The organism is Pseudomonas sp. 2822-17 (assembly GCF_002742485.1).
Taxonomy (GTDB): domain Bacteria; phylum Pseudomonadota; class Gammaproteobacteria; order Pseudomonadales; family Pseudomonadaceae; genus Aquipseudomonas; species Aquipseudomonas cyclaminis.
Window position 1 is genome coordinate 158551 of sequence record NZ_LJRZ01000371.1, and the last position, 20772, is coordinate 179322.

20 protein-coding genes and 2 pseudogenes are annotated in these 20772 nt (G+C 60.6%); 6 read left to right on the forward strand and 16 right to left on the reverse strand.

Features of this window, described 5'->3' with window-relative positions:
* Nucleotides 1–107 precede the first annotated feature (107 nt).
* The 4 genes and pseudogenes from AOA60_RS10760 to AOA60_RS10775 form a co-directional block, all read right to left on the reverse strand.
* The gene (locus AOA60_RS10760; RefSeq protein WP_099584447.1) at nt 108–464 is read right to left on the reverse strand and encodes a DUF1493 family protein; all 357 of its coding nucleotides are present in this window, start codon (nt 462–464) and stop codon (nt 108–110) included.
* A 286-nt stretch (nt 465–750) separates the two neighbouring features.
* Nucleotides 751–1233 carry a hypothetical protein gene (locus tag AOA60_RS10765; RefSeq protein WP_099584411.1) on the reverse strand — a complete coding sequence of 161 codons (483 nt, stop codon included), beginning with the start codon at nt 1231–1233 and terminating at the stop codon, nt 751–753.
* A gap of 185 nt (nt 1234–1418) precedes the next feature.
* Nucleotides 1419–1658: pseudogene (locus AOA60_RS10770) on the reverse strand (cell filamentation protein Fic); the annotation flags it as partial.
* Nucleotides 1658–1741, reverse strand: a pseudogene (locus AOA60_RS10775) (DUF2559 domain-containing protein); the annotation flags it as partial. The pseudogenes AOA60_RS10775 and AOA60_RS10770, both read right to left, overlap by 1 nt.
* A 141-nt stretch (nt 1742–1882) precedes the next feature.
* Between AOA60_RS10775 and AOA60_RS10780 the strand changes: the two are divergent.
* From AOA60_RS10780 to AOA60_RS10790, 3 genes are all read left to right on the forward strand, one after another.
* Nucleotides 1883–3058 (forward strand): tetratricopeptide repeat protein, encoded by a 1176-nt coding sequence (locus AOA60_RS10780; protein ID WP_099584412.1) that lies wholly within the window; start codon nt 1883–1885, stop codon nt 3056–3058.
* 287 nt (nt 3059–3345) lie between these two features.
* Entirely contained in the window at nt 3346–5283 is a 1938-nt protein-coding gene (locus AOA60_RS10785) for an ATP-dependent DNA helicase RecQ (RefSeq protein ID WP_099584413.1), read from the forward strand.
* 23 nt (nt 5284–5306) lie between these two features.
* Complete coding sequence (locus AOA60_RS10790) at nt 5307–5744, forward strand: thioesterase family protein (RefSeq protein ID WP_099584414.1); 438 nt, start codon at nt 5307–5309, stop codon at nt 5742–5744.
* A gap of 143 nt (nt 5745–5887) precedes the next feature.
* Here AOA60_RS10790 and AOA60_RS10795 read toward each other — a convergent pair whose 3' ends face one another.
* The 4 genes from AOA60_RS10795 to AOA60_RS10810 all read right to left on the reverse strand — a co-directional run bounded on the left by AOA60_RS10795 (nt 5888) and on the right by AOA60_RS10810 (nt 10743).
* The gene (locus tag AOA60_RS10795; RefSeq protein WP_099584415.1) at nt 5888–6367 is read right to left on the reverse strand and encodes a glycine zipper domain-containing protein; all 480 of its coding nucleotides are present in this window, start codon (nt 6365–6367) and stop codon (nt 5888–5890) included.
* 206 nt (nt 6368–6573) lie between these two features.
* Entirely contained in the window at nt 6574–8922 is a 2349-nt protein-coding gene (locus AOA60_RS10800; RefSeq protein WP_099584416.1) for an FdhF/YdeP family oxidoreductase, read from the reverse strand.
* The gene (gene fdhD, locus AOA60_RS10805) at nt 8919–9758 is read right to left on the reverse strand and encodes a formate dehydrogenase accessory sulfurtransferase FdhD (RefSeq protein ID WP_099584417.1); all 840 of its coding nucleotides are present in this window, start codon (nt 9756–9758) and stop codon (nt 8919–8921) included. The genes AOA60_RS10800 and fdhD overlap by 4 nt, the downstream gene beginning before the upstream one ends.
* 97 nt (nt 9759–9855) lie before the next feature.
* The gene (locus AOA60_RS10810) at nt 9856–10743 is read right to left on the reverse strand and encodes a LysR family transcriptional regulator (RefSeq protein ID WP_099584418.1); all 888 of its coding nucleotides are present in this window, start codon (nt 10741–10743) and stop codon (nt 9856–9858) included.
* A gap of 133 nt (nt 10744–10876) precedes the next feature.
* Here AOA60_RS10810 and lysM point away from each other — a divergent pair, with 133 nt between their 5' ends.
* Nucleotides 10877–11317 (forward strand): peptidoglycan-binding protein LysM, encoded by a 441-nt coding sequence (lysM, locus tag AOA60_RS10815; RefSeq protein ID WP_099584419.1) that lies wholly within the window; start codon nt 10877–10879, stop codon nt 11315–11317.
* 36 nt (nt 11318–11353) lie between these two features.
* Here the strand turns inward: lysM and yrfG are convergent, their stop codons facing one another.
* The gene (gene yrfG, locus AOA60_RS10820; RefSeq protein ID WP_099584420.1) at nt 11354–12016 is read right to left on the reverse strand and encodes a GMP/IMP nucleotidase; all 663 of its coding nucleotides are present in this window, start codon (nt 12014–12016) and stop codon (nt 11354–11356) included.
* Nucleotides 12017–12103: 87 nt separating this feature from the next.
* Between yrfG and nudE the strand changes: the two genes are divergently transcribed.
* Both nudE and cysQ read left to right on the forward strand, forming a co-directional pair.
* A complete protein-coding gene (nudE, locus tag AOA60_RS10825; protein ID WP_099584421.1) occupies nt 12104–12670 on the forward strand; it encodes an ADP compounds hydrolase NudE in 567 nt (188 codons plus the stop codon).
* Nucleotides 12667–13503 carry a 3'(2'),5'-bisphosphate nucleotidase CysQ gene (gene cysQ / locus AOA60_RS10830; RefSeq protein ID WP_099584422.1) on the forward strand — a complete coding sequence of 279 codons (837 nt, stop codon included), beginning with the start codon at nt 12667–12669 and terminating at the stop codon, nt 13501–13503. Before nudE ends, cysQ begins: the two co-directional genes overlap by 4 nt.
* A 65-nt stretch (nt 13504–13568) precedes the next feature.
* Here the strand turns inward: cysQ and AOA60_RS10835 are convergent, their stop codons facing one another.
* The 7 genes from AOA60_RS10835 to rfbB are packed head-to-tail and all read right to left on the reverse strand — an operon-like array spanning nt 13569 to nt 20631.
* Entirely contained in the window at nt 13569–14024 is a 456-nt protein-coding gene (locus tag AOA60_RS10835) for a YiiD C-terminal domain-containing protein (RefSeq protein WP_099584423.1), read from the reverse strand.
* Between the two features lie 26 nt (nt 14025–14050).
* Nucleotides 14051–15427 carry a sigma-54 dependent transcriptional regulator gene (locus AOA60_RS10840; protein ID WP_099584424.1) on the reverse strand — a complete coding sequence of 459 codons (1377 nt, stop codon included), beginning with the start codon at nt 15425–15427 and terminating at the stop codon, nt 14051–14053.
* Entirely contained in the window at nt 15424–17232 is a 1809-nt protein-coding gene (locus AOA60_RS10845) for an ATP-binding protein (RefSeq protein WP_099584425.1), read from the reverse strand. Before AOA60_RS10845 ends, AOA60_RS10840 begins: the two co-directional genes overlap by 4 nt.
* Before the next feature lie 36 nt (nt 17233–17268).
* The gene (gene rfbD / locus AOA60_RS10850; RefSeq protein ID WP_099584426.1) at nt 17269–18138 is read right to left on the reverse strand and encodes a dTDP-4-dehydrorhamnose reductase; all 870 of its coding nucleotides are present in this window, start codon (nt 18136–18138) and stop codon (nt 17269–17271) included.
* The gene (gene rfbC / locus AOA60_RS10855) at nt 18135–18680 is read right to left on the reverse strand and encodes a dTDP-4-dehydrorhamnose 3,5-epimerase (RefSeq protein ID WP_099584427.1); all 546 of its coding nucleotides are present in this window, start codon (nt 18678–18680) and stop codon (nt 18135–18137) included. Before rfbC ends, rfbD begins: the two co-directional genes overlap by 4 nt.
* Nucleotides 18677–19552, reverse strand: a complete 876-nt coding sequence (gene rfbA / locus AOA60_RS10860; protein WP_099584428.1) for a glucose-1-phosphate thymidylyltransferase RfbA — start codon at nt 19550–19552, stop codon at nt 18677–18679. The genes rfbC and rfbA overlap by 4 nt, the downstream gene beginning before the upstream one ends.
* Nucleotides 19549–20631: a dTDP-glucose 4,6-dehydratase gene (gene rfbB / locus AOA60_RS10865; protein WP_099584429.1), complete on the reverse strand. Its 1083-nt coding sequence runs from the start codon at nt 20629–20631 to the stop codon at nt 19549–19551. Before rfbB ends, rfbA begins: the two co-directional genes overlap by 4 nt.
* Nucleotides 20632–20772 lie beyond the last annotated feature (141 nt).

Genomic DNA, 20772 nt, shown 5'->3' on the forward strand with positions numbered 1-20772 from the left:
CCACAGGGTTATGTGTCAGCCTTAAGAGTTATGTAGATACCCATGCCTATCGGGGGCAAGCCCCCCTCCCACATTTGAGTTCCGGTGTGTTTGGAGTCGGCGTTCGCTCAGCTCAGGTTTTCCAGTGTCTGCGTGTCCCAGCTGTGCGTCTTGATGGCCAGGTAGAGCATGCCGATGGTCAGCGGGACCTTGTCGCCATGCCCCTTGCCCCGGCGCTTGAGGAAAACATCAAAGACCGGCGGGTTGAAGTAACGGTAAGTGTCGTAGTCGCCCAGGTCGAGGGCGAATTCCTGCTCCAGGGCGTCCATGAGTTGTTTGGCTTCATTGCCGTCACAGCCCAGGTCGAAATTGAGTGAGGTTTGCAGGCGGATGGTCTTGTGTTTCGGCAGGCCGATTTCCTCGTGCAGCAGTTGCAGGAGTTGCTGCATGACGGGGTCTGCGGGGAAGTTGGGGGCGAGGTTCATGGTGGGGGCACGCAGGAGTGGGTGGGGGGGACGATTGCTTTGGTAGCGGTACTTGTTCTGGCTGGTTAGCAAAATGATGCCTGTTACAAAAGCGATGACCGGCAGGCTCTCTATCAGTGAATCCCTTATCCAAGAGGTGGCGCAGAATAAGATTGTCGGACCGCTTACCACAAGGACGAGTCCAAAACCTGTTCTGAATATGGGCCGCTTGATTGTTTTGTCGGCTAAGGCGGCAAGGGCCCAGAGTAGGATCAGGCTGATCCAATGGATGTATTCGATCATTGTATTAGCCACCTTGGAACTGCCGGACCATCGCCGAGAGCGATCGCTGAGGACCGATGCCTCCGTTGACCTGAGCGTCGAGCCCTATAACGACGTCACCCGCGTGGTAGCTACGAATGAGGCACTTGATAGCGAGACCCACGGCTGCACCGGCGGCGAGTCCAATTGCTGGCGATGCGAGGCTCATTGGCGCTGATACGGCACCGCTGATTAATCCTGAAATGATTTCACCGCGAATGTTGAGCAAATCGGCATGTTGCCGGGTGAGTGGCTTCGAGATAGCGACTGTCATTTTGCAAGGCAAATCACGGGCGAGCATTTTGTCGTATAGGTCCACCTTTCGTTGGCGCAACGCATTTGCGGATGTGCCTGCCTCTGGGAGGCAGAGGTTTGCCAGTGCGTGCCGTTCGGCAGGTAAGACAATAAGGCGGAGCACCGTGAAGGTGATTCCGTAATGACCGATGTATTGAGTCCTTTCGATGTTCACGGGTTTCTGCCAAGAAAGTTGAGACCGCGCTATTTTCATTCAACTGCGGGTAACTTCTGTAGAGGGCTAAGCAGGTGTTTGGAGCAGTTTGGGAAGGGGATGTCGCTGTGTTTAGAGGTTTCCTACAACTGTTTCCGGTGTTTGTGGCTTGGCAGCGACCTTGCTCACCAGTTCGGTCTGGCTTTGACGTTGCGCAACTCCCCGGCCCAGTCGTAGATGTCACCGAACAGCGTGCGATGGATGTGTTGCAGGCGGTCGAGGTCGTAAGGAGGTGGAAAGAGCGGCAGGTTGCCTACCGCGATTTCGGATAATTCACGCTCGGCCTGGTGCAGGCGTGCTTCGTCGAGCAAATCGAGGCGGTTACGCAGGACGCAGCTACCGGGGTAGCAGTACGGATCCTGGCCCACCCCGTATTTGTCGAGCATCAGCGTGGGGTGTTGCGGTACTTGGCAAGGACGGCTTCGCGGGTCGGCAGGGGTTTGTCGACGTCGGCCGGTTGGGTGTCGAAAGCGCAATGCTTCGGCGGGTAGGCGGGATAAAAACCACGTCACATTTTGTATAAAAACTCCGCCAGTCGGCTGAATTCAGCGTATGTTTCACCGCAAAATCTTGTAGGGCGATTCCGCCCGCTACTTAAAGGGAGTTAAGCATGGGTTTGCTTCGTGTCGCTTCGGCGATGTCATTGTGTGCGTTGGCTTTTGCTGTCCAGGCCGAGCAGTTGCCGATTGAAGTACTCAGCGCCGTGGTCAAGGACCAGAAAATCGCCGACGCCGAAGTGCTGCTGCAACGTAACGGCGCGCAGAATGTGGTGGGCCGCACCAACGGCCAGGGCCAAGTCACTCTGAGCAGCGAGGCCGCCGACGATGCCAGCAACCTGCTGATCATCAAGAAGCCCGGCTATTCCAACCTGGTTGTGAAATGCCCGTGCAAGGGCATGACCTACGCCATCAGCCCGGTGATGGACAACCTCGACGGCCTGCGCGTCGTGTTGACCTGGGGCCAGACACCGGCAGATCTCGATTCCCACATGATCTTCCCCGGCAACAACATCTACTTTGATAACCAGAAAGGCACCGACGCCGAGCTGGACGTGGATGACACCGACAGCTACGGCCCGGAAACCATCACCCTGCAGAAAAAACACTACGGCGAAAGCTATGTCTACGCCGTGCATGACTACAGCAACGGTAGTAATCCGGGTTCGCGCCAGCTGTCCAGCAGCGAAGCCAAAGTGTTTGTGTACATGGGCCAGTCGTTGGTGCGTACTTATTACGTGCCCAAAAACCGCAGCGGCAACTTGTGGACCGTATTCCGCATGACCGGCAGCGGCGACTTCCAGGACATCAACACCTTCAGCGGCGTCACCGTGAATGCGGCGAATGTACTCAATGAGGTCAAACCGCTGCTCAATGACAGCGTTGCAGTGACCGCGGTTACTGTCAGCTCTTCCGTACAAACTGATGCGAAGCGTCTGAACCTGCAAGGCGAAGCCGCCTACCAAGCGGGTAATCTCGACCAGGCCATCGACCTGTTCCGCCAGGCCATCGAGTTGGACAATGGCTTCGGCAAGGCCTACGGCAACCTCGGCCTGGCCTATCAGAAAGCCGGTAACACGGCCGAGTCGATCTGGGCCAACCGCAAGGCTATCGCCCTGGCAACCGGTGCAAATGCTGCGACGGTACGCGCCGGCGCCTACTACAACATTGCGCGGATCTACGAAGCGGCGGGGCAGTTCCCGGATGCGTTGCGTCACTACCAGTTGGCCAAGGAGCAAAAGGCTAATCCGGTGTATGACACGGCGATTGAGCGGGTGCGCAATCGCTGATTCAGTTGTAGCGCAGTTCTGAAAATGTGGGAGGGGGCTTGCCCCCGATAGCGGTGGGTCAGCCAGCTTATTTGTCGCTGACCCGCTGCAATCGGGCGCAAGCCCCCTCCCACATTTGGTTTGTGGTGTTCCTACAGCCACAGTCGAACTTGTCGAATTTGGCCCAAGGCCATTGCTGCACCCTGTGTATCATCCTGTCTCTCTTTTCCATGCGACCTTTCTCGATTCGCTGAGCTTACTGGGCTACGTTTTTAAGCCACCTTCAGCGGTCAATGGAGTGACAGCCTATGCACGACACCCTCCAGCAGGTCTTTGGTTACCCCCAGTTTCGTTTGGGCCAGGAAGAAACGGTCAGTGCCGTTCTGGCCGGTCGTTCGGCGGCCGCAATTTTCCCTACTGGGTCGGGTAAATCCCTGTGTTATCAGCTGTCGGCAGTGTTGTTGCCGCACCTGACGCTGGTGGTCTCGCCGCTGTTGGCGTTGATGCAGGACCAGTTGGGCTTTTTACAGCGCCATGGCATTTCGGCAGGCAGCATCGATTCAGCCCATAGCCGCGAAGACGCCAATGACGTCATGGCCCGCGCCCGTTCCGGTGAACTGAAAATCCTGATGATTTCCGTAGAGCGCTTGAAGAACGAGCGTTTTCGCAACTTTCTGCAAAGTGTGCAGATCTCGCTGCTGGTGGTGGACGAGGCGCACTGCATTTCCGAGTGGGGCCATAACTTCCGTCCGGACTACCTGAAGCTGCCGGACTACCAGCGCCAGTTCAAGATCCCACAAGCTCTGCTGCTGACGGCTACAGCCACGCCCAAGGTGATTGCCGATATGCAGGCGAAGTTCGCCATTGCGCCGGGTGATGTGGTGACCACGGGGTTCTACAGGCCGAACCTGAACCTGTTGGTCGAACCGGTCAGCGGTGCGGATAAGCGCCGTCGCCTGGTGCAGTGGATGAACGAGCGCGCGAACCAGCCGAGCATCGTCTACGTCACCCTGCAGAAAACCGCTGAACAGATCGCCGAGCATCTGAATCGCAATGGTATCCAGGCCGAGGCGTATCACGCCGGTTTGCCCCACGATAAACGTGAGGGCATCCAGCAGCGCTTCATGGGCGGGCGTTCCAATTGCATCGTTGCCACCATCGCGTTCGGCATGGGCATCGACAAGAGTGACATCCGCAATGTGGTGCACTTCGACCTGCCCAAATCCATCGAGAACTACAGCCAGGAAATCGGCCGTGCCGGGCGTGATGGGCAGCCCTCGGACTGTCTGGTGTTGGCCAACCGTGACAGCCTGAATGTGCTGGAAAACTTTGTGTACGGTGACACGCCTGAGCAGGAGGGTATCCGCCGGGTGCTGGAGGACTTGCAGGCGGCGCGCAGTGAAGGGCAGTGGGAGTTCTTGCTGAGGTCGCTGTCGGACCACAGCAATATCCGCGAGCTGCCACTCAAGACGCTGCTGGTGCAGTTGGAACTCAAGGGCGTGATCGCACCGCGCTACGCGTTTTATGCCGAGTACCGGTTCAAGTACTTGATCGAACCTGAAGCGTTGCTGGCGCGGTTTTCTGGTGAGCGGCAGCAGTTTGTCGCGGCGATTATCCAGGTGTGCAAGCGTGCGAAAACATGGGCGACGGTGGATTTCGATGCGCTGTATCAACAGCACAATGCCGAGCGCAATCGCGTGGTGAAGGCGCTGGATTACTTCCAGGAACAGGGCCTGATCGAGCTGGAAAGCAAGCAGATGACGGAGGTCTACAGCCTGCTGAACACCGACTTTGATCCACAGGTGCTGAGCGCCGAGTTATACACAGGCTTCAAGCAGCACGAGGTGACGGAAGTGGCGCGGATTCACGCGATGCTTGATCTGTTCGCCACCGAGCAGTGCCTGGGTCAGCGCCTGGCCCAGTATTTTGGTGATGAAAAAGCCCCTCAACGCTGCGGACATTGCTCGGTCTGCCACGGCCATGTGGCGCACTTGCCGTCACCGCCAGGCCTACCGCCGCTTGTGGATAAAAATTTCATGGGGCTGTGCGGTGATTTTATCCACAGGCATCATGAGCACACGGGCGAACTGCCGGGTGCGGAGCGGCTGACGCGCTTTCTCGGTGGCATCAGCGTGCCGCTGTTTACCAAGCTGAAGGCGCGGGGCATTCCCGGTTTTGCAGCGCTGGAGGACTACCCCTATGCCGACGTCCGCAGCTGGTCCGAAGTCCATTTGAATGACCTGTAAACCCACATTCACCCGAGGTGCCCATGCCTGATTCAGTGCCACAGCGTGCCGATTACCCTCACTTCCAACCGATCATCACGCGTTGGCACGACAATGACGTGTATGGCCACGTGAATAACGTCACCTACTACAGCTTTTTCGATACGGCGGTGAACACCTACCTGATCGAGCAGGGTGGGTTGGATATTCATGGCGGCGACGTGGTGGGGTTTGTGGTGAGTTCGGCGTGCGATTACTTTGCGTCGATCGCCTTCCCCGAGCGTATCGACATCGGCCTGCGTGTGAGCAAGTTGGGCAATAGCTCAGTGCAGTATGAGTTGGCAGTGTTCAAGGCAGGCGAAGAAGAAGCCTGCGCGGCGGGGCGCTTTGTGCATGTTTTTGTGGACCGGGGGTCGAACCAGCCGGTGACTATTGCGGGGCTGTTGCGCGAAGCGTTGCAGCGGTTGGTCATCCAACCCTGATTTTTCAAGCTGCACTGAAGCAAATGTGGGAGCGGGCTTGCTCGCGAAAACGGTGAGTCAATCAGCACATCTCTAGCTGAAAGACCGCCTTCGCCAGCAAGCCCGCTCCCACATGGGTATGCAGTGTTCGTTAAACCGCGAGCTTACCGGTGACGGTAGTGATGCTTGTTCTTGCGATGCCCGTAGGCATGGCCGCGGCCTGGGTGATCATCACGGTCATAGCGACGGTAGTCACGGCCACGATCACGACGATCATCGTCATCGCTCTTGTTGCCCATGTAGTTGCCCAGTGCACCGCCCGCGCCACCGCCGGCGGCAGAGCCGATCAGTGCACCGGTGCTGCCGCCGACACTGCGGCCTACGACGTTGCCGCCGGCTGCGCCCAGCGCGCCGCCAATAGCGGCTTCGCCACGGCTGCGCTTGTCGGCGCCGACTGCACTACCACCTGCTCCGCCCAGGGCCGCGCCGATGGTCGAACCGGTATTGCCGCCCAATTGCTGGCCGACGACAGAACCTAGAACCCCGCCCAATGCGCCGCCTACACCGGCTTCGGTGGTGCCACCGGCCATGGCTGCGCCACTGACCAGGCCAAGGGACAACAAGAGAATCGAGGAGAACTTCATTCGGGAAACCTCAAGAGGATGACGGCGCGATCCTGAGGCTGTATTGACATGGTGACAATAGAAATCCGACCAGTAACACGAGTTGTACACAATTCGCTAAGTTACTGTTTTAGATCGGGAACTTAAGTGATTTTTGCGGGTCATTAGCTACTTCGGAACGGCCGCTTTTATGCAAAAGCGGCCTTTTTTGTGTCCGAAATGATCAGTCAGGCCGTACGCGCCATTATCAGGCCATTGTCACTCGCGGCCTCTAAACGGATCGCCACGAACTTTGACGTTGGCGTATGGCTGCCATCCCCAGTGCTTTCCAGAGGCACCAGCGGGTTCACTTCCGGGTAGTAAGCGGCTGCCTGGCCTGCCGGAATATCAAATGCCAGCAAGGTGAAGCCTTTCACACGACGCTCACGGCCATCTTCCCACAGCGACACGATGTCGGCCTTCTGCCCTGGCTTGAAGCCCAGGCGGATGATGTCGGCCTCGTTGACGAACAGCACATCACGCTGGCCTTTTACGCCGCGATAACGGTCGTCCAAGCCATAAATGGTGGTGTTGTACTGATCGTGGGAGCGCATCGATTGCATGATCAGGTCCGGTACCCGGCCCGTGGCGTGGGTGCGTTCGTGGATCAAGTCTTTGGGCAGGATGTTCGGGCGGAAGTTGGCCCGGCCCGACGGGGTGTTCCAGCGGCGTGCGCCGGCAGAGTTACCCAAGTAGAAGCCACCTGGGTTTTTGATTTTCTCGTTGAAGTCCTTGAAGCCCGGGATGGTGTCGGCAATCAGGTCGCGGATGCGGCTGTAGTCGGCCACCAGCCAGTTCCAATCCACCGGCTTGCTGCCCAGCGTCGCGGCGGCAATGCCGGCGAGGATTGCCGGCTCGGATTTCATCAGCTTCGACAGCGGTTGCAGTTGGCCGTTGGAGCCGTGAACCATGCTGAACGAGTCTTCTACCGTGACCGCTTGCGGGCCATCGGCCTGGATGTCGATGTCGGTACGGCCCAGGCACGGCAGGATCAGCGCGTCCTTGCCATGCATCAGGTGGCTGCGGTTGAGCTTGGTGCTGATCTGCACGGTCAGGTCGCAATTGCGCAGCGCTTCGAAGGTGCGCGGGCTGTCCGGGGTGGCTTGGGCGAAGTTGCCGCCCAGGCCGATAAACACTTTGGAGCGGCCTTCCAACATGGCGTGAATCGCTTCCACCACGTTGTGGCCATGGGTGCGCGGTACCTGGAACTTGAAGCGACGCTCCAGCGAGTCGAGGAACGCCACCGGTGGGCGCTCGTTGATGCCCATGGTGCGGTCGCCCTGCACGTTACTGTGGCCACGTACCGGGCACAGGCCGGCGCCTGGCCGACCGATGTTGCCGCGCAGCAGCATCAGGTTGGCGATTTCCTGGATAGTCGGCACCGAGTGGCGATGCTGGGTGATGCCCATCGCCCAGCACATGATCACATTCTTGCCTTTGGCATACATGCGCGCCGCTTGCTCGATCTCCACCAACGGCAGCCCGGACTGCGCGACGATTTCATCCCAGGAGGTGTCGTCGATCTGGCCCAGGTAATCAAGCACGTTGGTGGTGTGCTCGTTGAGGAAGTCGTGGTCGAACACGGCTTCCTTGCCTTCGGCTTGCGCCTGGCGCTCCCACAGCAGCAGGAACTTGGCCATGCCGCGCAGGATGGCCATGTCGCCACCCAATGCGGGGCGGAAGTAGGCGGTGTTGGTCGGCTTGTCACCGTTGGTGAGCATTTCCAGCGGGTGTTGCGGATGCTGGAAGCGCTCCAGGCCGCGCTCTTTCAGCGGGTTGATACACACCACCTGGGCGCCGCGTTTGACCGCTTCACGCAACGGTTCGAGCATGCGCGGGTGGTTGGTACCAGGGTTCTGGCCCCAGACGAAAATCGCGTCGGCATGTTCGAAATCATCAAAGGTCACGGTGCCTTTGCCGACGCCCACGCTCTGCGCCAGGGCCACGCCGCTGGCCTCGTGGCACATGTTCGAGCAGTCCGGGAAGTTGTTGGTGCCGTAGGCGCGCACGAACAACTGATACAGGTATGCCGCTTCGTTACTGGCCCGGCCCGAGGTGTAGAACTCGGCCATGTCTGGGCTGGGCAGTGCGTTGAGATGTTTGCCGATCAGGTCGAAGGCCGCTTCCCAGCTGACCGGTGTGTAGCGGTCGCTTTCGGCGTCGTAGCGCATCGGCTCGGTCAGGCGGCCCTGGTATTCAAGCCAGTAATCGCTCTGTTCCAGCAGTGCAGTGACGCTGTGTTTGGCAAAGAAGGCCGCATCCACACGACGTTTGGTGGCTTCCCAATTGACCGCCTTGGCGCCGTTTTCGCAGAACTTGACCATGCCGCTTTCCGGCGAGTCGCCCCAGGCACAGCCCGGGCAGTCGAAACCGCCGTTCTGGTTGGTCTTGAGCATCATGCGCAGGTTCTTCAGTGCGTTGTCACTGGTCAGCCAGGCCTGCGCCACGCTGATCAGCGCGCCCCAGCCACCCGCCGCGCCTTTATACGGCTTATAGCGCGGGGTTGGGGTTTGGTCGGCTTGATGATGATTGCTCACGGCTGGTTCTCCATCGCAGGGCTGTAGACCCGCGGCGCACTTTTCTGCGGCAGGTGGATGAGATTGAGGTTATGCCGGCGTGCCCATTGCAGGGCCAGGCCGGTAGGCGACGACAGGCTGACCAGGGTCTGGATGCCTGCGCGCAACACTTTCTGGATCAATTCGAGGCTGCAACGGCTGGTGACAATCGCCAGTCCGCCGTCGGTCGGGATCTTTTGGCGGATCAGCGCACCGATCAACTTATCGAGGGCGTTATGGCGGCCGATGTCTTCGCGGCCCAGTAACAATTCGCCCTGGCTGTTCATGAACACCGCCGCATGTACCGCGCCGCTGTATTGGCCCAAAGGTTGGAAGGCGCTGATGCGCTGGCGCAGGCCATCAAGCCATTCCGCTGGGGGTAGCGGTGCGCCGGGCAAGACTTCAAGGTCCGGCAGGGCTTGTTCCACCGCCTCTACACCGCATAAACCACAGCCGCTGGTACCCGCCAATTGACGACGTTGCTGCTTGAGGTTCCAGAACGCGCGGCTGGAAATCTGCACCTGGGCGTACTGTGTCGAGCCGGAGCCACTGAGTTTCAGATCATAAATGTCGCTAACGTCAGCGATAATGCCGCTGCCGACGCTGAAACCGACGATAAAGTCTTCCAGATCCGTCGGCGTGACCAGCATCACCGCCTGGCTGATGTCGTTATAGGCGATCGCCAACGCCACTTCTTCCGCCAACGCAGTGCTGGCGACCTCTGTGTGTTCGAGATTGCAGTATTGATAGCTCTGGCTGGCGGCGGGCGCGGGCGTTTCAGAGGCGGGCGCCGCGCAGACTGGGCGCTTGGCGTTCATGGGGCAGTACCACCGGCGGATTGATCAGTGTTTAGACTAGGCGCGACAAAGCGTCGCGTCTAATTGCCAGTACTGATCTACCGATAGATGGCGTCGATCAAGACTCGGTTTGCGATTTCTGAAACAGCGCGAAACACGCCTCGGCCAACGCAGAGCGCGGTGCACTGCGGCGCATGATCAGCCCAAGACGCGCGAGGGTGTGGGCATCCTCGATAGGTTGCAGGCGCAAGTGCTCGGTGAGCGCATCCAGGCCGCCGTCCAGCGGCATTACCGCGCAGCACAGTCCGCCGTGCACCGCTTGCAGCAACTGATGGACGGCATCGGTCTGCAGCAGCGGTTGGGGGGTGAGCCCACGGCTGTGGAAGTTGTGGTCGATGGACTGGCGAAAGTGCATGCCGCTGGTGAGCATGCCCAAAGGCAACTCGATCAGTGCTTCCCAGCTCAACGGCTTGTCACCAAAGCTGAAGAACCGCTGGTCGTAGAGCAAGCCCATGCGGGTTTCTCCCAGGGCCAGCGAGTCAAAGCGTTCATTATCCAAACGTTCCAGATAAGAGACGCCCAGGTCCAAGCGGTTGCTCGCCAATTGTTCAAGGATTTGTTCGGAGCTCAGGGCCGAGAGCTCAAAGCGCAGGCTCGGGTGCTCTTTATGCAGTTGCTGCATCAACGCCAACGGATCAAAGCTCGACAGTGGCACCACGCCCAAACGCAATGTGCCCACCAGGTTGCCGCGACAGGCAGCGGCTTCAGCCTGCAAACCGTCATACGCCGCCAGCACGGTGCGGGCCCACGCCAGCACCCGTTCGCCGGGCGCGGTGAAACCTTCGAAACGCTGGCCGCGATTGACCAACGGCAAGTCCAACTCTTCTTCGAGGCTGCGCAGGCGCATCGACAGGGTGGGCTGGGTGATGTGGCAACGTGCCGCTGCCTGGCCGAAGTGACGGGTTTCGTCGAGGGCGATGAGGAATTTCAGCTGTTTGATGTCCATCTTCGCTCCAGGGCTTATTCCAATGGCGGGGGGATTCTAGCGCGTTTGGGTCTTTGGCCGGGCTGGAACCCAAATCTGTAGGACTGGTCTAGTCTTGGGCATCTGGAATACAACTACCAAGGAGAGCGCACTAATGAGTATTTTCAGCTTTATCAAAGAAGCCGGCGAAAAGCTTGTCGACCTGTTGACGCCGGGTAATGCGAACGCGAGTGAGCAGTTGAAAGACCACGTGTCGAAGGTGGGTCTGGGGAATCCGAATGTGCAGGCCACGGTGGATGGCGACAAGGTGACCGTGACGGGGGAGGTCGCTACCCAGGAAGAGAAAGAGAAAATCCTGCTGGCGCTGGGCAACATCGCCGGTGTTGCCAGTGTGGATGACCAGATCACTGTTTCCGGGCCGGCGGTTGCCGCTGCCCGTTTCGTCGTAGTGAAAAAGGGCGACACCCTGAGTGCGATCTCGCTGGCGGTGTACGGCAACGCCAATCAGTACAACAAGATTTTCGAGGCCAACAAGCCGTTGTTGTCGCACCCGGACAAGATCTACCCGGGTCAGACACTGCGTATCCCTGAGTAAAAGTGTGGGAGGGGCTTGCCCCCTCCCACATTGGGTTCAGAGTCCCGCAATGAGGTCGCGGTAGTCCTCTACTGCTGCAAACTCCGCCGTGTCCTTGGGGCCTTTTTTACTGTCCGGCTCTTTTACCGCCAGCAGATGCCCTACACCAAAATCCCTGGCGCTACGCAGGATCGGCAAGGTGTCGTCGATAAACAGGCTGCGCGAAGGATCAAACTGGATGTCAGCGTGCAGGGCATCCCAGAATTGCGGGTTTTCCTTGGCAAAACCGTAATCATGGGAGCTGATCAATCGCTCGAAATACGGCGCCAGTTCAATGCGTTCCAGCTTCAATGACAGCGAATCACGATGGGCGTTGGTGATCAGGATCACACGCTTGCCGGCCTGTTTGATCGCGGCCAGAAAGGTGTCGGCATCCGCGCGCAAGGCGATCAAATGGGCGGTTTCCAGCTTGAGCTCGCGCACCGGGATCTTCAGTTCCGCGCTCCAGAAATCCAGGCAATACCATTGCAACTGTCCGGCGTTACGCTCGAACAGTGGCAGCAATTCCATCTCGGCCATGGCCCGGCTCACCCCGTGCAACTCGGCGTAACGCTGGGGCAGGTGTTCCATCCAGAAGTGGTTGTCGTAATGCAGATCCAGCAAGGTGCCGTCCATGTCCAGCAGGACGGTGTCGATGGCGTGCCAGGGCAAAGAGGGCATGGGGCGTTCTCATGTAAGTAAAGATATCCGACACAGACAATCGGAAAAGCCACGGTATAGTAACCCGATCACGCCAAGGAGCCGCTTATGCGCCAGAAACCCACCGTCCTCGCCCGCGAAATAGTCGCCAGTAGCCGTTTGTTCCGCGTGGAGGAAGTGCAATTGCGCTTTTCCAATGGCGTTGAACGGACCTACGAGCGCCTGGTGGGGCGTGGTGCCGGCTACGGCGCGGTGATGATCGTGGCAATGATCGACGAAGATCATGCCTTGCTGGTGGAAGAGTACTGCGGCGGTACCGACGAATATGAGTTGTCCTTGCCCAAGGGCCTGATCGAACCGGGCGAAGACGTGCTGGCGGCGGCAGACCGTGAGCTCAAGGAAGAAGCCGGCTACGGCGCGCGACAGTTGGAACACATTACCGAGCTGTCGCTGTCGCCTGGTTATATGAGCCAGAAAATCCAGGTGGTGCTGGCCACCGATCTTTATGAAGAGCGCCTGGAAGGCGATGAGCCCGAGCCGATGCGCGTGGACCGGGTCAACCTGCGCGAGCTGTCGCAGTTGGCGCAAAACGAGCAATTCAGTGAAGGTCGCGCCTTGGCGGCGTTGTACCTGGTACGAGACCTGTTGATCCAGCGTGGAGCGTTTAGCGCATGAGCGAACTGTTTTTAGGCCACTCGTTTATCGCCCCCGTGATCGAACTGGCTCGCCAGGCGGGAGAAGTCATCCTGCCGTACTGGCGCGCCGATGTGGCGGTGACCTCCAAGGCCGACGATTCGCCGGTGACGGCAGCAGATCTCGCCGCCCACCATCTGATTCTCGCTGGCCTTACCGCGCTGGACCCAAGTATCCCGGTGCTGTCCGAAGAGGACGCCGATATCGATCAGAGCGTGCGCGCCGGCTGGACGCGTTGGTGGCTGGTGGATCCGCTGGACGGCACCAAGGAATTTATCGCTGGCAGTGAAGAGTTCACCGTCAATATCGCCCTGATTGAACACGGGCGCGTGGTGTTCGGTGTGGTGTCGATGCCTACCAGTGGCCGTTGCTACTTTGGCGGTGCGGGGTTGGGCGCCTGGCGCTCCGATGTGAACGACGCACCCAAACAGATCCAGGTGCGCGCAGCGCCAGCGTCGGGTGAGGCGTTTACCGTGGTTGCCAGCCGTCGACATACCAGCCCTGAGCAAGAGCGTTTGCTGGATGGGTTGAGCGCTGACCTGGGCGAGTTGAAGTTGGCGAATATCGGCAGCTCTTTGAAGTTCTGCCTGTTGGCCGAGGGCAGCGCCGACTGCTACCCGCGCCTGGCGCCGACTTCGCAGTGGGATACGGCGGCGGCTCAGGGCGTGCTCGAAGGCGCGGGAGGCGAGGTGCTGGAGTTGAGTGGTGAGCCGTTCAGCTACCCGGCGCGAGAATCGTTGCTGAACCCGTTTTTCCTGGCATTGCCGGCGAAGGCCGCGTGGCGCGAGCGGTTGTTGACCTTGGCAAGATCTTAAAACCATCGCAGATCAAAATGTGGGAGGGGGCAAACCCCTCCCACATTTTTTTTGTGTATTGGCTTCTAGCGGTGCAGGACGTATTGGCCGGTGAAGGCCACTGCGTGTTCCTCATCGCCCTCATTCACAATCCACGTCTCCAGCGCCAAGCGCGCCCGGCCGTAGCGCTTGTAGGTCGCCAAAAAGCGCTTCCACACTTTCTCCTCCGGCGCCGCGCACACAGCGGTCGCATCCCGCGTCACTGGCAGTGGATAACTGATCTGCCCTTCCTGAATCACGATATGCCCGTCTTCAACCCCTTCCTCGCGCAGTTGCAGGTGCAGCCAGCCCCAACCGGCCAGCACCGCGCCGCAGTAGAGGCTACCGCCGAACATGGTGCTCTTGTGGTTGATATTGGCTTGCAGGGGCAGGTGCAGCCGCAGTTGCCCGCCTTGCCAGTCGAGCACCTTGAGGCCCATTTCCCGGGTTAGGGGGATGTCGTGGTGCAGGACGGATTCCAGGTAACGGCTGTCGCGGCTCATGGGGGCCTCTTGGTGGGTGGGCAGGGTCATTCGTCGTCAGCGCTTTGGTTGGCGAAGTTCAGGCCGTGCTTGCGCAGTTTGTCGTGCAAGGTCTTGCGCGGCACGCCGAGGGCTTCTGCGAGGCTGCGCATGGAGCTGTGGGGGCGGGTCAGTTCGGCGGCGATCAGGCTTTTCTCGAACTGCTCGACTTGCTCGCTCAAGCCGCCTGGCGTTGAAGTCAGCACATTGCTGGCGGTATTGTCCGGCGTGCTGTCGAGTGCCAGTTCCAAGCCCAGCGCAAAGCGCTCGGCGGCGTTCTGCAATTCCCGCACATTGCCCGGCCAGTTGTGACGCAACAACAGTGCGCGTTGGCCCGGCTGCAGCTCGTGCAACGTCAGGCCGTGGCGGCTGCTGGCTTCGTCGGCGAAGTGCTGGAACAGCATCAACGCATCTTCACCGCGCTCGCGCAGCGGCGGAATGCGCAGCGGCGCGACGTTGAGACGGTAATACAAGTCGGCGCGGAAACGGCCCTGGTCGGCGGACTGGCGCAGGTCTTCCTTGGTGGCGGCGATGATACGGATATCCAGCGGGATCAGTTGATTGCCGCCCAGGCGTTCTACTACGCGCTCCTGCAACAGGCGCAGCAGTTTGACCTGTACATCCAGGCTCATGCTTTCAATTTCATCGAGGAACAAGGTGCCGCCGTTGGCAAATTCGAACTTGCCGATGCGGCGTTTCTGCGCCCCGGTAAAGGCGCCGGGTTCGTGGCCGAACAGTTCGCTTTCGACCACCGATTCCGCCAGGGCACCGGCGTTGATCGCCACAAACGGGCCGCTGCGGCGGCTCGACAGGTCGTGCAGTGCACGGGCCACAACTTCTTTGCCGGCGCCGGTTTCACCCAGGATCAGCACGTCGGCCTTGGTCGCCGCCAGTGCGCCGATCTGCTCGCGCAGCCGCAGCATCTGTGGCGAGTGGCCTACCAGGCGCGTGCTCAGTTGCTGGCGGTCGCTGAGGGCCAGACGCAGGCTGCGGTTGTCCAGTACCAGGCGGCGCAGGGCCAGAGCGCGACGTACGCTGTCGAGCAGCGAATCGCTGGCAAAGGGTTTTTCAAGGAAGTCATAGGCGCCGGCGCGCATGGCCTGTACCGCCAGCGGCACGTCGCCGTGGCCGGTGATCAGCAGCACCGGCAGGTCGGGGTCCTGGCCGTGGAGTTCAGCCAGCAGTTCCAGGCCGTCCATGCCGGGCATGCGGATGTCGCTGACCACGACGCCCGGCCAGTCCCGCGACAGGCGCGCGGTGAGGCCGGTGGCTTCGCCCAGGGTCAGGACTTTCAGCCCGGCCAGGTCCAGGGTCTGGCACAGGGCCTGACGCAGGTGCGGATCGTCGTCGATCAACACCACCTGAATCTGGTTATCGATACTCATACACTGCGGTCCTCGGACGGTTGCAGACTGACGCCCGGCGAGCCGGCACGCAATTTCAGGGTTAACAGCGCGCCACCTTCCTTGTGGTTGGCGAACGACAATTCGCCGCCAAAGGCACGCATCAGGGTCTCACAGATCGCCAGGCCCAACCCCAGGCCCTGGGTGCGGGTCTTGGTGGTGTAAAACGGCTCGCTGGCACGGCCCAGCGCTTCCATGCAAAACCCTGGGCCATTGTCGCGGATGTACAGGTTGACGCCCTGCGCGGTGGTTTCGGCACTCAGCCAGAGTCTGCGCGGTGGGCCTTTTTCGGTGAGGGCGTCGAGGGCGTTGGCCAGCAGGTTGCCCAGCACTTGGCGCAGACGGGTTTCGCCGGCCTGCACCCACAGCGTTGCTTCCGGCAGGTCACGGATCAGTTCCACTTCCATCGACCGCCGCCGCTTGGCCAACAGCGCGAGCGCGTCGTCCAGCGCCGGTTGCAGGGCCACGCTCTCCGGCGCATGCCGGTCGCGCCGGGCGAAGGCGCGCAGGTGGGCAATGATCGAGGCCATGCGCCCGGTCAGTTCGCTGATCAACTTGAGGTTGCCCCGCGCATCGGCGGTGCGTTCATGGTCCAGCAGGATCTCGGCGTTTTCCGCGTAGCTGCGAATCGCGGCCAGGGGCTGATTGAGTTCGTGGCTGATACTCGCCGACATGGTGCCCAACGCCGACAGCTTGCCCGCTTGCACCAGATCATCCTGGGCGCGCACCAGTTCCTGCTGGGCGTGTTCGCGCTCCAGCACTTCTTGTTTGAGCCGCCGGTTCAGGCCTTCCAGGTCGCTGGTCCGTTCGACCACTCGGGCTTCCAGCTCGCGACGCGCCTTGGCTTCAAACGCGATGCGATCCAGGTAATGGCGGCGTCGTTGCATCATCAAACCGAGCAGCAACATCAGCACCAGCAGCGTGGCGCCGCCCACCGCAACCACCGTGCGCACCGGGCGGCTGATCAAGGATTGCGGCGCGAGGATTTCCACATTCCAGCCGGTCTCGGCGATGGCCGTGGATTGGCGCAGCCACGCGGTGCTGCTCAGGCTCAGCGGCTGTGGGTCGCGGGTCGGGTAGGGCTGGATCGCAATGATCGCCTGGCGTTCTTCGTCAGTCAGTGGCCGAGTGGCACGGAACCGCCATTGCGGGCGCGAGGTGAGGATCACCACGCCGTTGTGGTCGGTGACCAGCAGTTGTTCAGGCGTGTTGCCCCACAGGCTTTCGGTGTGGTCCAGGTCGACCTTGACCACCAGCACGCCGATGATTTTGTCACCCTCGCGCACGGCGGCGGCGAAGAAGTAACCGCGTTTGGCCGACGTAGTCCCCAGGCCGAAAAACCGCCCCAGGCGCCCGGCCATGGCTTCGCTGAAGTAGGGGCGGAACGAGAAGTTGCGCCCGACAAAACTGTCCTGTTTATCCCAGTTCGAGGCGGCGAGGGTCTTGCCGGTGGTATCCATCAGGTACATCACTTCCACCCCGGCCTGGGCGGCGACGTCCTTGAGCAGCAGGTTGGCGTTGACCTGGTGGCTGCTGACGTTCGGCGCCTCCAGCACGGTGCGCAGGGCGGGCAAGTCGCCCAAGATCTGTGGCAGCACTTCATAGCGGTGCAGGGTGCCCAGCAGGTTGGCGACGTACAGGTCGAGGGTCTGGCGGTTCTGCCCGGCCAGTTCGCTGCGGTAGTAGCGCTCGGCCAAGTGCTCCAACGGCCACAGCAGCGGTGCCAGGCACAACGCCAGCAGGGCGAGGCTGCGCCAGCGGGGTCTTCGCGGAAGGGATGGAGTCATGGGAGTCGTGCGCCTGTGGGTACAGGCGCATTATGCCTAGTGCTGCTGTGCAAGACACTCGCGCAATGCGTCTTGCCAGTGTGGCTGGCTGACGTGCCACTGTTGCTGCAAGCGGCTGCAATCGAGGCGTGAGTTCAACGGGCGCTTGGCGGGCGTCGGGTAGGCGCTGGAGGGGATCGCCTCCAGTTCGGCACAGGCTTTGCCCTCGGCGCGCAGGTGCTCGCCAATCGCCTGGGCGAAGCCGAACCACGACGTCTCCCCCTGGGCAGTCAGGTGATAGACGCCCCATTCCCCGGCCTTGCACGCCTGCCAACGCTCGATCAGTGCGCGGGTACTGCTGGCAATGGTCCCGGCCCACGTCGGCGCGCCGATCTGGTCGGCCACGATGCGCATCTGTGGTTTCTCTTGCAGCAGGCGCTGCATGGTCAGCAGGAAATTCTTGCCGTGGTTGGAGTAGACCCAACTGGTGCGCAGGATCAGGTATTGGCCGCCCACGGCCGCAATCGCCTGTTCGCCCGCCAGCTTGCTTTGGCCGTAGACGCTCAACGGGTTGGGCGTGTCGGCTTCGGTGTAGGGCGCAGCCTTGCTGCCGTCGAACACGTAGTCGGTGGAGTAGTGAATCAGCGGAATGCCCAGGGCCTTGGCTTCCTCGGCGAGGATGCCGGGGGCGATGGCGTTGATGTCGAAGGCGGCGTCCGGTTCGCTTTCGGCCTGATCGACCGCCGTGTGGGCGGCGGCGTTGATGATCAGGTCGGGGCGATGGGCGCGGGTTTGCTCGCGGATCTGCTGCGGTTTGGCCAGGTCGAGCTGCTCGCGGCTGAGCACAATCAGTTCGCCCAGCCCCTGAAGGCGCTGTTGCAGTGCTTGGGAGACTTGGCCACGTTGGCCGGTAATCAGAATCTTCATGGGAACAGATCGGCCTCCATCAGCAGTTTGCCCGCCTGGTCCTTGGCGGACAGTTGGGGCGGCTCGGTCAGCTCCCAGTCGATAGCCAGCGTCGGGTCATTCCACAGGATGCTGCGCTCGGCGCTCGGTTGGTAGTAGTCGGTGGTCTTGTACAGGAACTCGGCGTAGTCGCTCAGCACTACAAACCCATGGGCAAACCCTTCCGGCACCCACAACTGGCGGTGGTTTTGCGCCGATAGGCGTACGCCCACCCACTGGCGGAAGTTCGGCGAGCTGCGGCGAATGTCCACGGCGATGTCGAGCACTTCGCCCGCCGTGACACGCACCAGTTTGCCTTGGGTGTGCTCCAGTTGGTAATGCAGGCCCCGCAGCACGTTTTTTTGCGAGCGCGAGTGGTTGTCTTGCACAAACTCGCGCTTGAGCCCGGTGGCCTCGGCAAAGGCCCGGGCGTTGAAGCTTTCGTAGAAAAAACCGCGTTCGTCACCGAACACTTTTGGTTCGAGGATCAAGACGCCGGGAAGCGATGTATCGACGACATTCACTGGTTGTCTCCCGCCAGGGAATACAGGTACTGGCCATAACCGGTCTTGCCGAAGTATTTGGCGCGTTCGAGCAGGTGTTCGCGGTCGATCCAGCCGTTGCCATAGGCGATTTCTTCAAGGCACGCCACTTTGAGGCCCTGGCGGCGCTCGATGGTCTGCACGTACTGCGAGGCGTCGAGCAAACTGTCGTGGGTACCGGTATCCAGCCAGGCGAAACCCCGACCAAAGCGCTCCACCTGCAAGTCACCGCGCTTGAGGTAAGCGTTGTTGACGTCGGTGATTTCCAGTTCACCTCGCGCGGAGGGTTTGACCGCCTTGGCGATGTTGATCACGTCATTGTCGTAGAAATACAGGCCGGTGACGGCATAGCTGGATTTCGGCACGGCGGGTTTTTCTTCGATGGACAGGGCGCGACCTTCGCTGTCGAAGTCGATCACGCCGAAGCGCTCCGGATCTCTGACCCAATAGCCAAACACCGTGGCGCCTTTGCCGCGATTCACCGCCGCATGCAACTGCTCGCTGAAGCGCTGGCCGTGGAAAATGTTGTCGCCCAGGATCAGGCATACGGGGTCGTTGCCGATGAACTGCTCGCCAATCAGGAAGGCTTGCGCCAGCCCGTCCGGCTTCGGTTGCTCGGCGTAGCTGAAGGTCACGCCAAACTGGCTGCCGTCACCCAGCAGGTTGCGGTATTGCGGTAAGTCCGCCGGGGTGGAGATCACCAGGATCTCCTTGATGCCGGCCAGCATCAGTACCGAGATCGGGTAATAGATCATCGGCTTGTCGTAAACCGGCAGCAGTTGTTTGGAGACACCCAGCGTGATGGGGTGCAGGCGCGTGCCGGAGCCGCCGGCCAATACGATTCCTTTCATCATGCGATCAGATCCTTCATGTCGGTGTTGCCCAATCGTTCACCCTGATAACTGCCATCCTGGACCCTGCGGCACCATTCCAGGTTATCGAGGTACCACTGCACGGTTTTGCGCAGCCCGGTTTCAAAGGTTTCTTCGGGTACCCAGCCCAGCTCGCGCTCGATTTTGCTGGCGTCGATCGCGTAGCGTTGGTCGTGGCCTGGACGGTCTTTCACGAACGTGATCAGGTCGGTGTAGTGCTCGACGCCCTGCGGGTGTCGGGGTGCCAATTCCTCCAGCAAGTGGCAGATGCTGCGCACGACGTCGATGTTCTTTTGCTCGTTGTGGCCGCCGATGTTGTACGTCTCGCCGACCGCGCCGTGCGTCACGACGGTGAGCAGCGCACGCGCATGGTCCTCTACAAACAACCAGTCGCGCACTTGCAAACCATCACCATAGACGGGCAACGGCTTGTCCGCGAGGGCGTTGAGGATCACCAGCGGGATCAGCTTTTCAGGAAAGTGGAAGGGGCCGTAGTTGTTCGAGCAGTTGGTCAGCAGCACGGGCAGACCATAGGTGCGCTGCCAGGCGCGGACCAGGTGGTCGGACGCGGCTTTGCTGGCCGAGTAGGGCGAGCTGGGCGCGTAGGGCGTGGTTTCGGTAAACAGATCGTCCACGCCGTGGAGGTCGCCGTAGACCTCATCGGTCGAAATATGGTGGAAGCGAAACGCGCTCTTGTCCGGCCCGGACAGTGTTTGCCAGTAGCCTCGGGCAGCTTCCAGCAGGCTGTAGGTGCCGACGATATTGGTCTGGATAAAATCCGACGGACCGTCAATCGAACGGTCGACGTGGGATTCAGCGGCCAGGTGCATGATCGCGTGGGGCTCGAAGCGCGCGAGCACTGCGCTGACGGTGGCCTGGTCGATGATGTCGGCCTGGACAAACTCATAGCGGCTATCGGACGCGATGCTGGTCAGCGATTCCAGATTGCCGGCGTAGGTGAGTTTGTCGAGGTTGAGCACTTCATGCTCGGTGTGCTGAATCAGGTGACGTATCAAAGCAGAACCGATAAAACCGGCGCCACCGGTAATGAGAATGCGCATGACGGGGGCCCTTTTTCCTTAGACGGACGTTCAGTGAGTGGAGCATAGCGGGTGTTATGGCGCTGGTCAGGGCGGTCTGTGTGTGGGGGTTGCGCAAGCCCCCCGAACAATGGCGATATACACGTCTAAAAAATTGAGGCC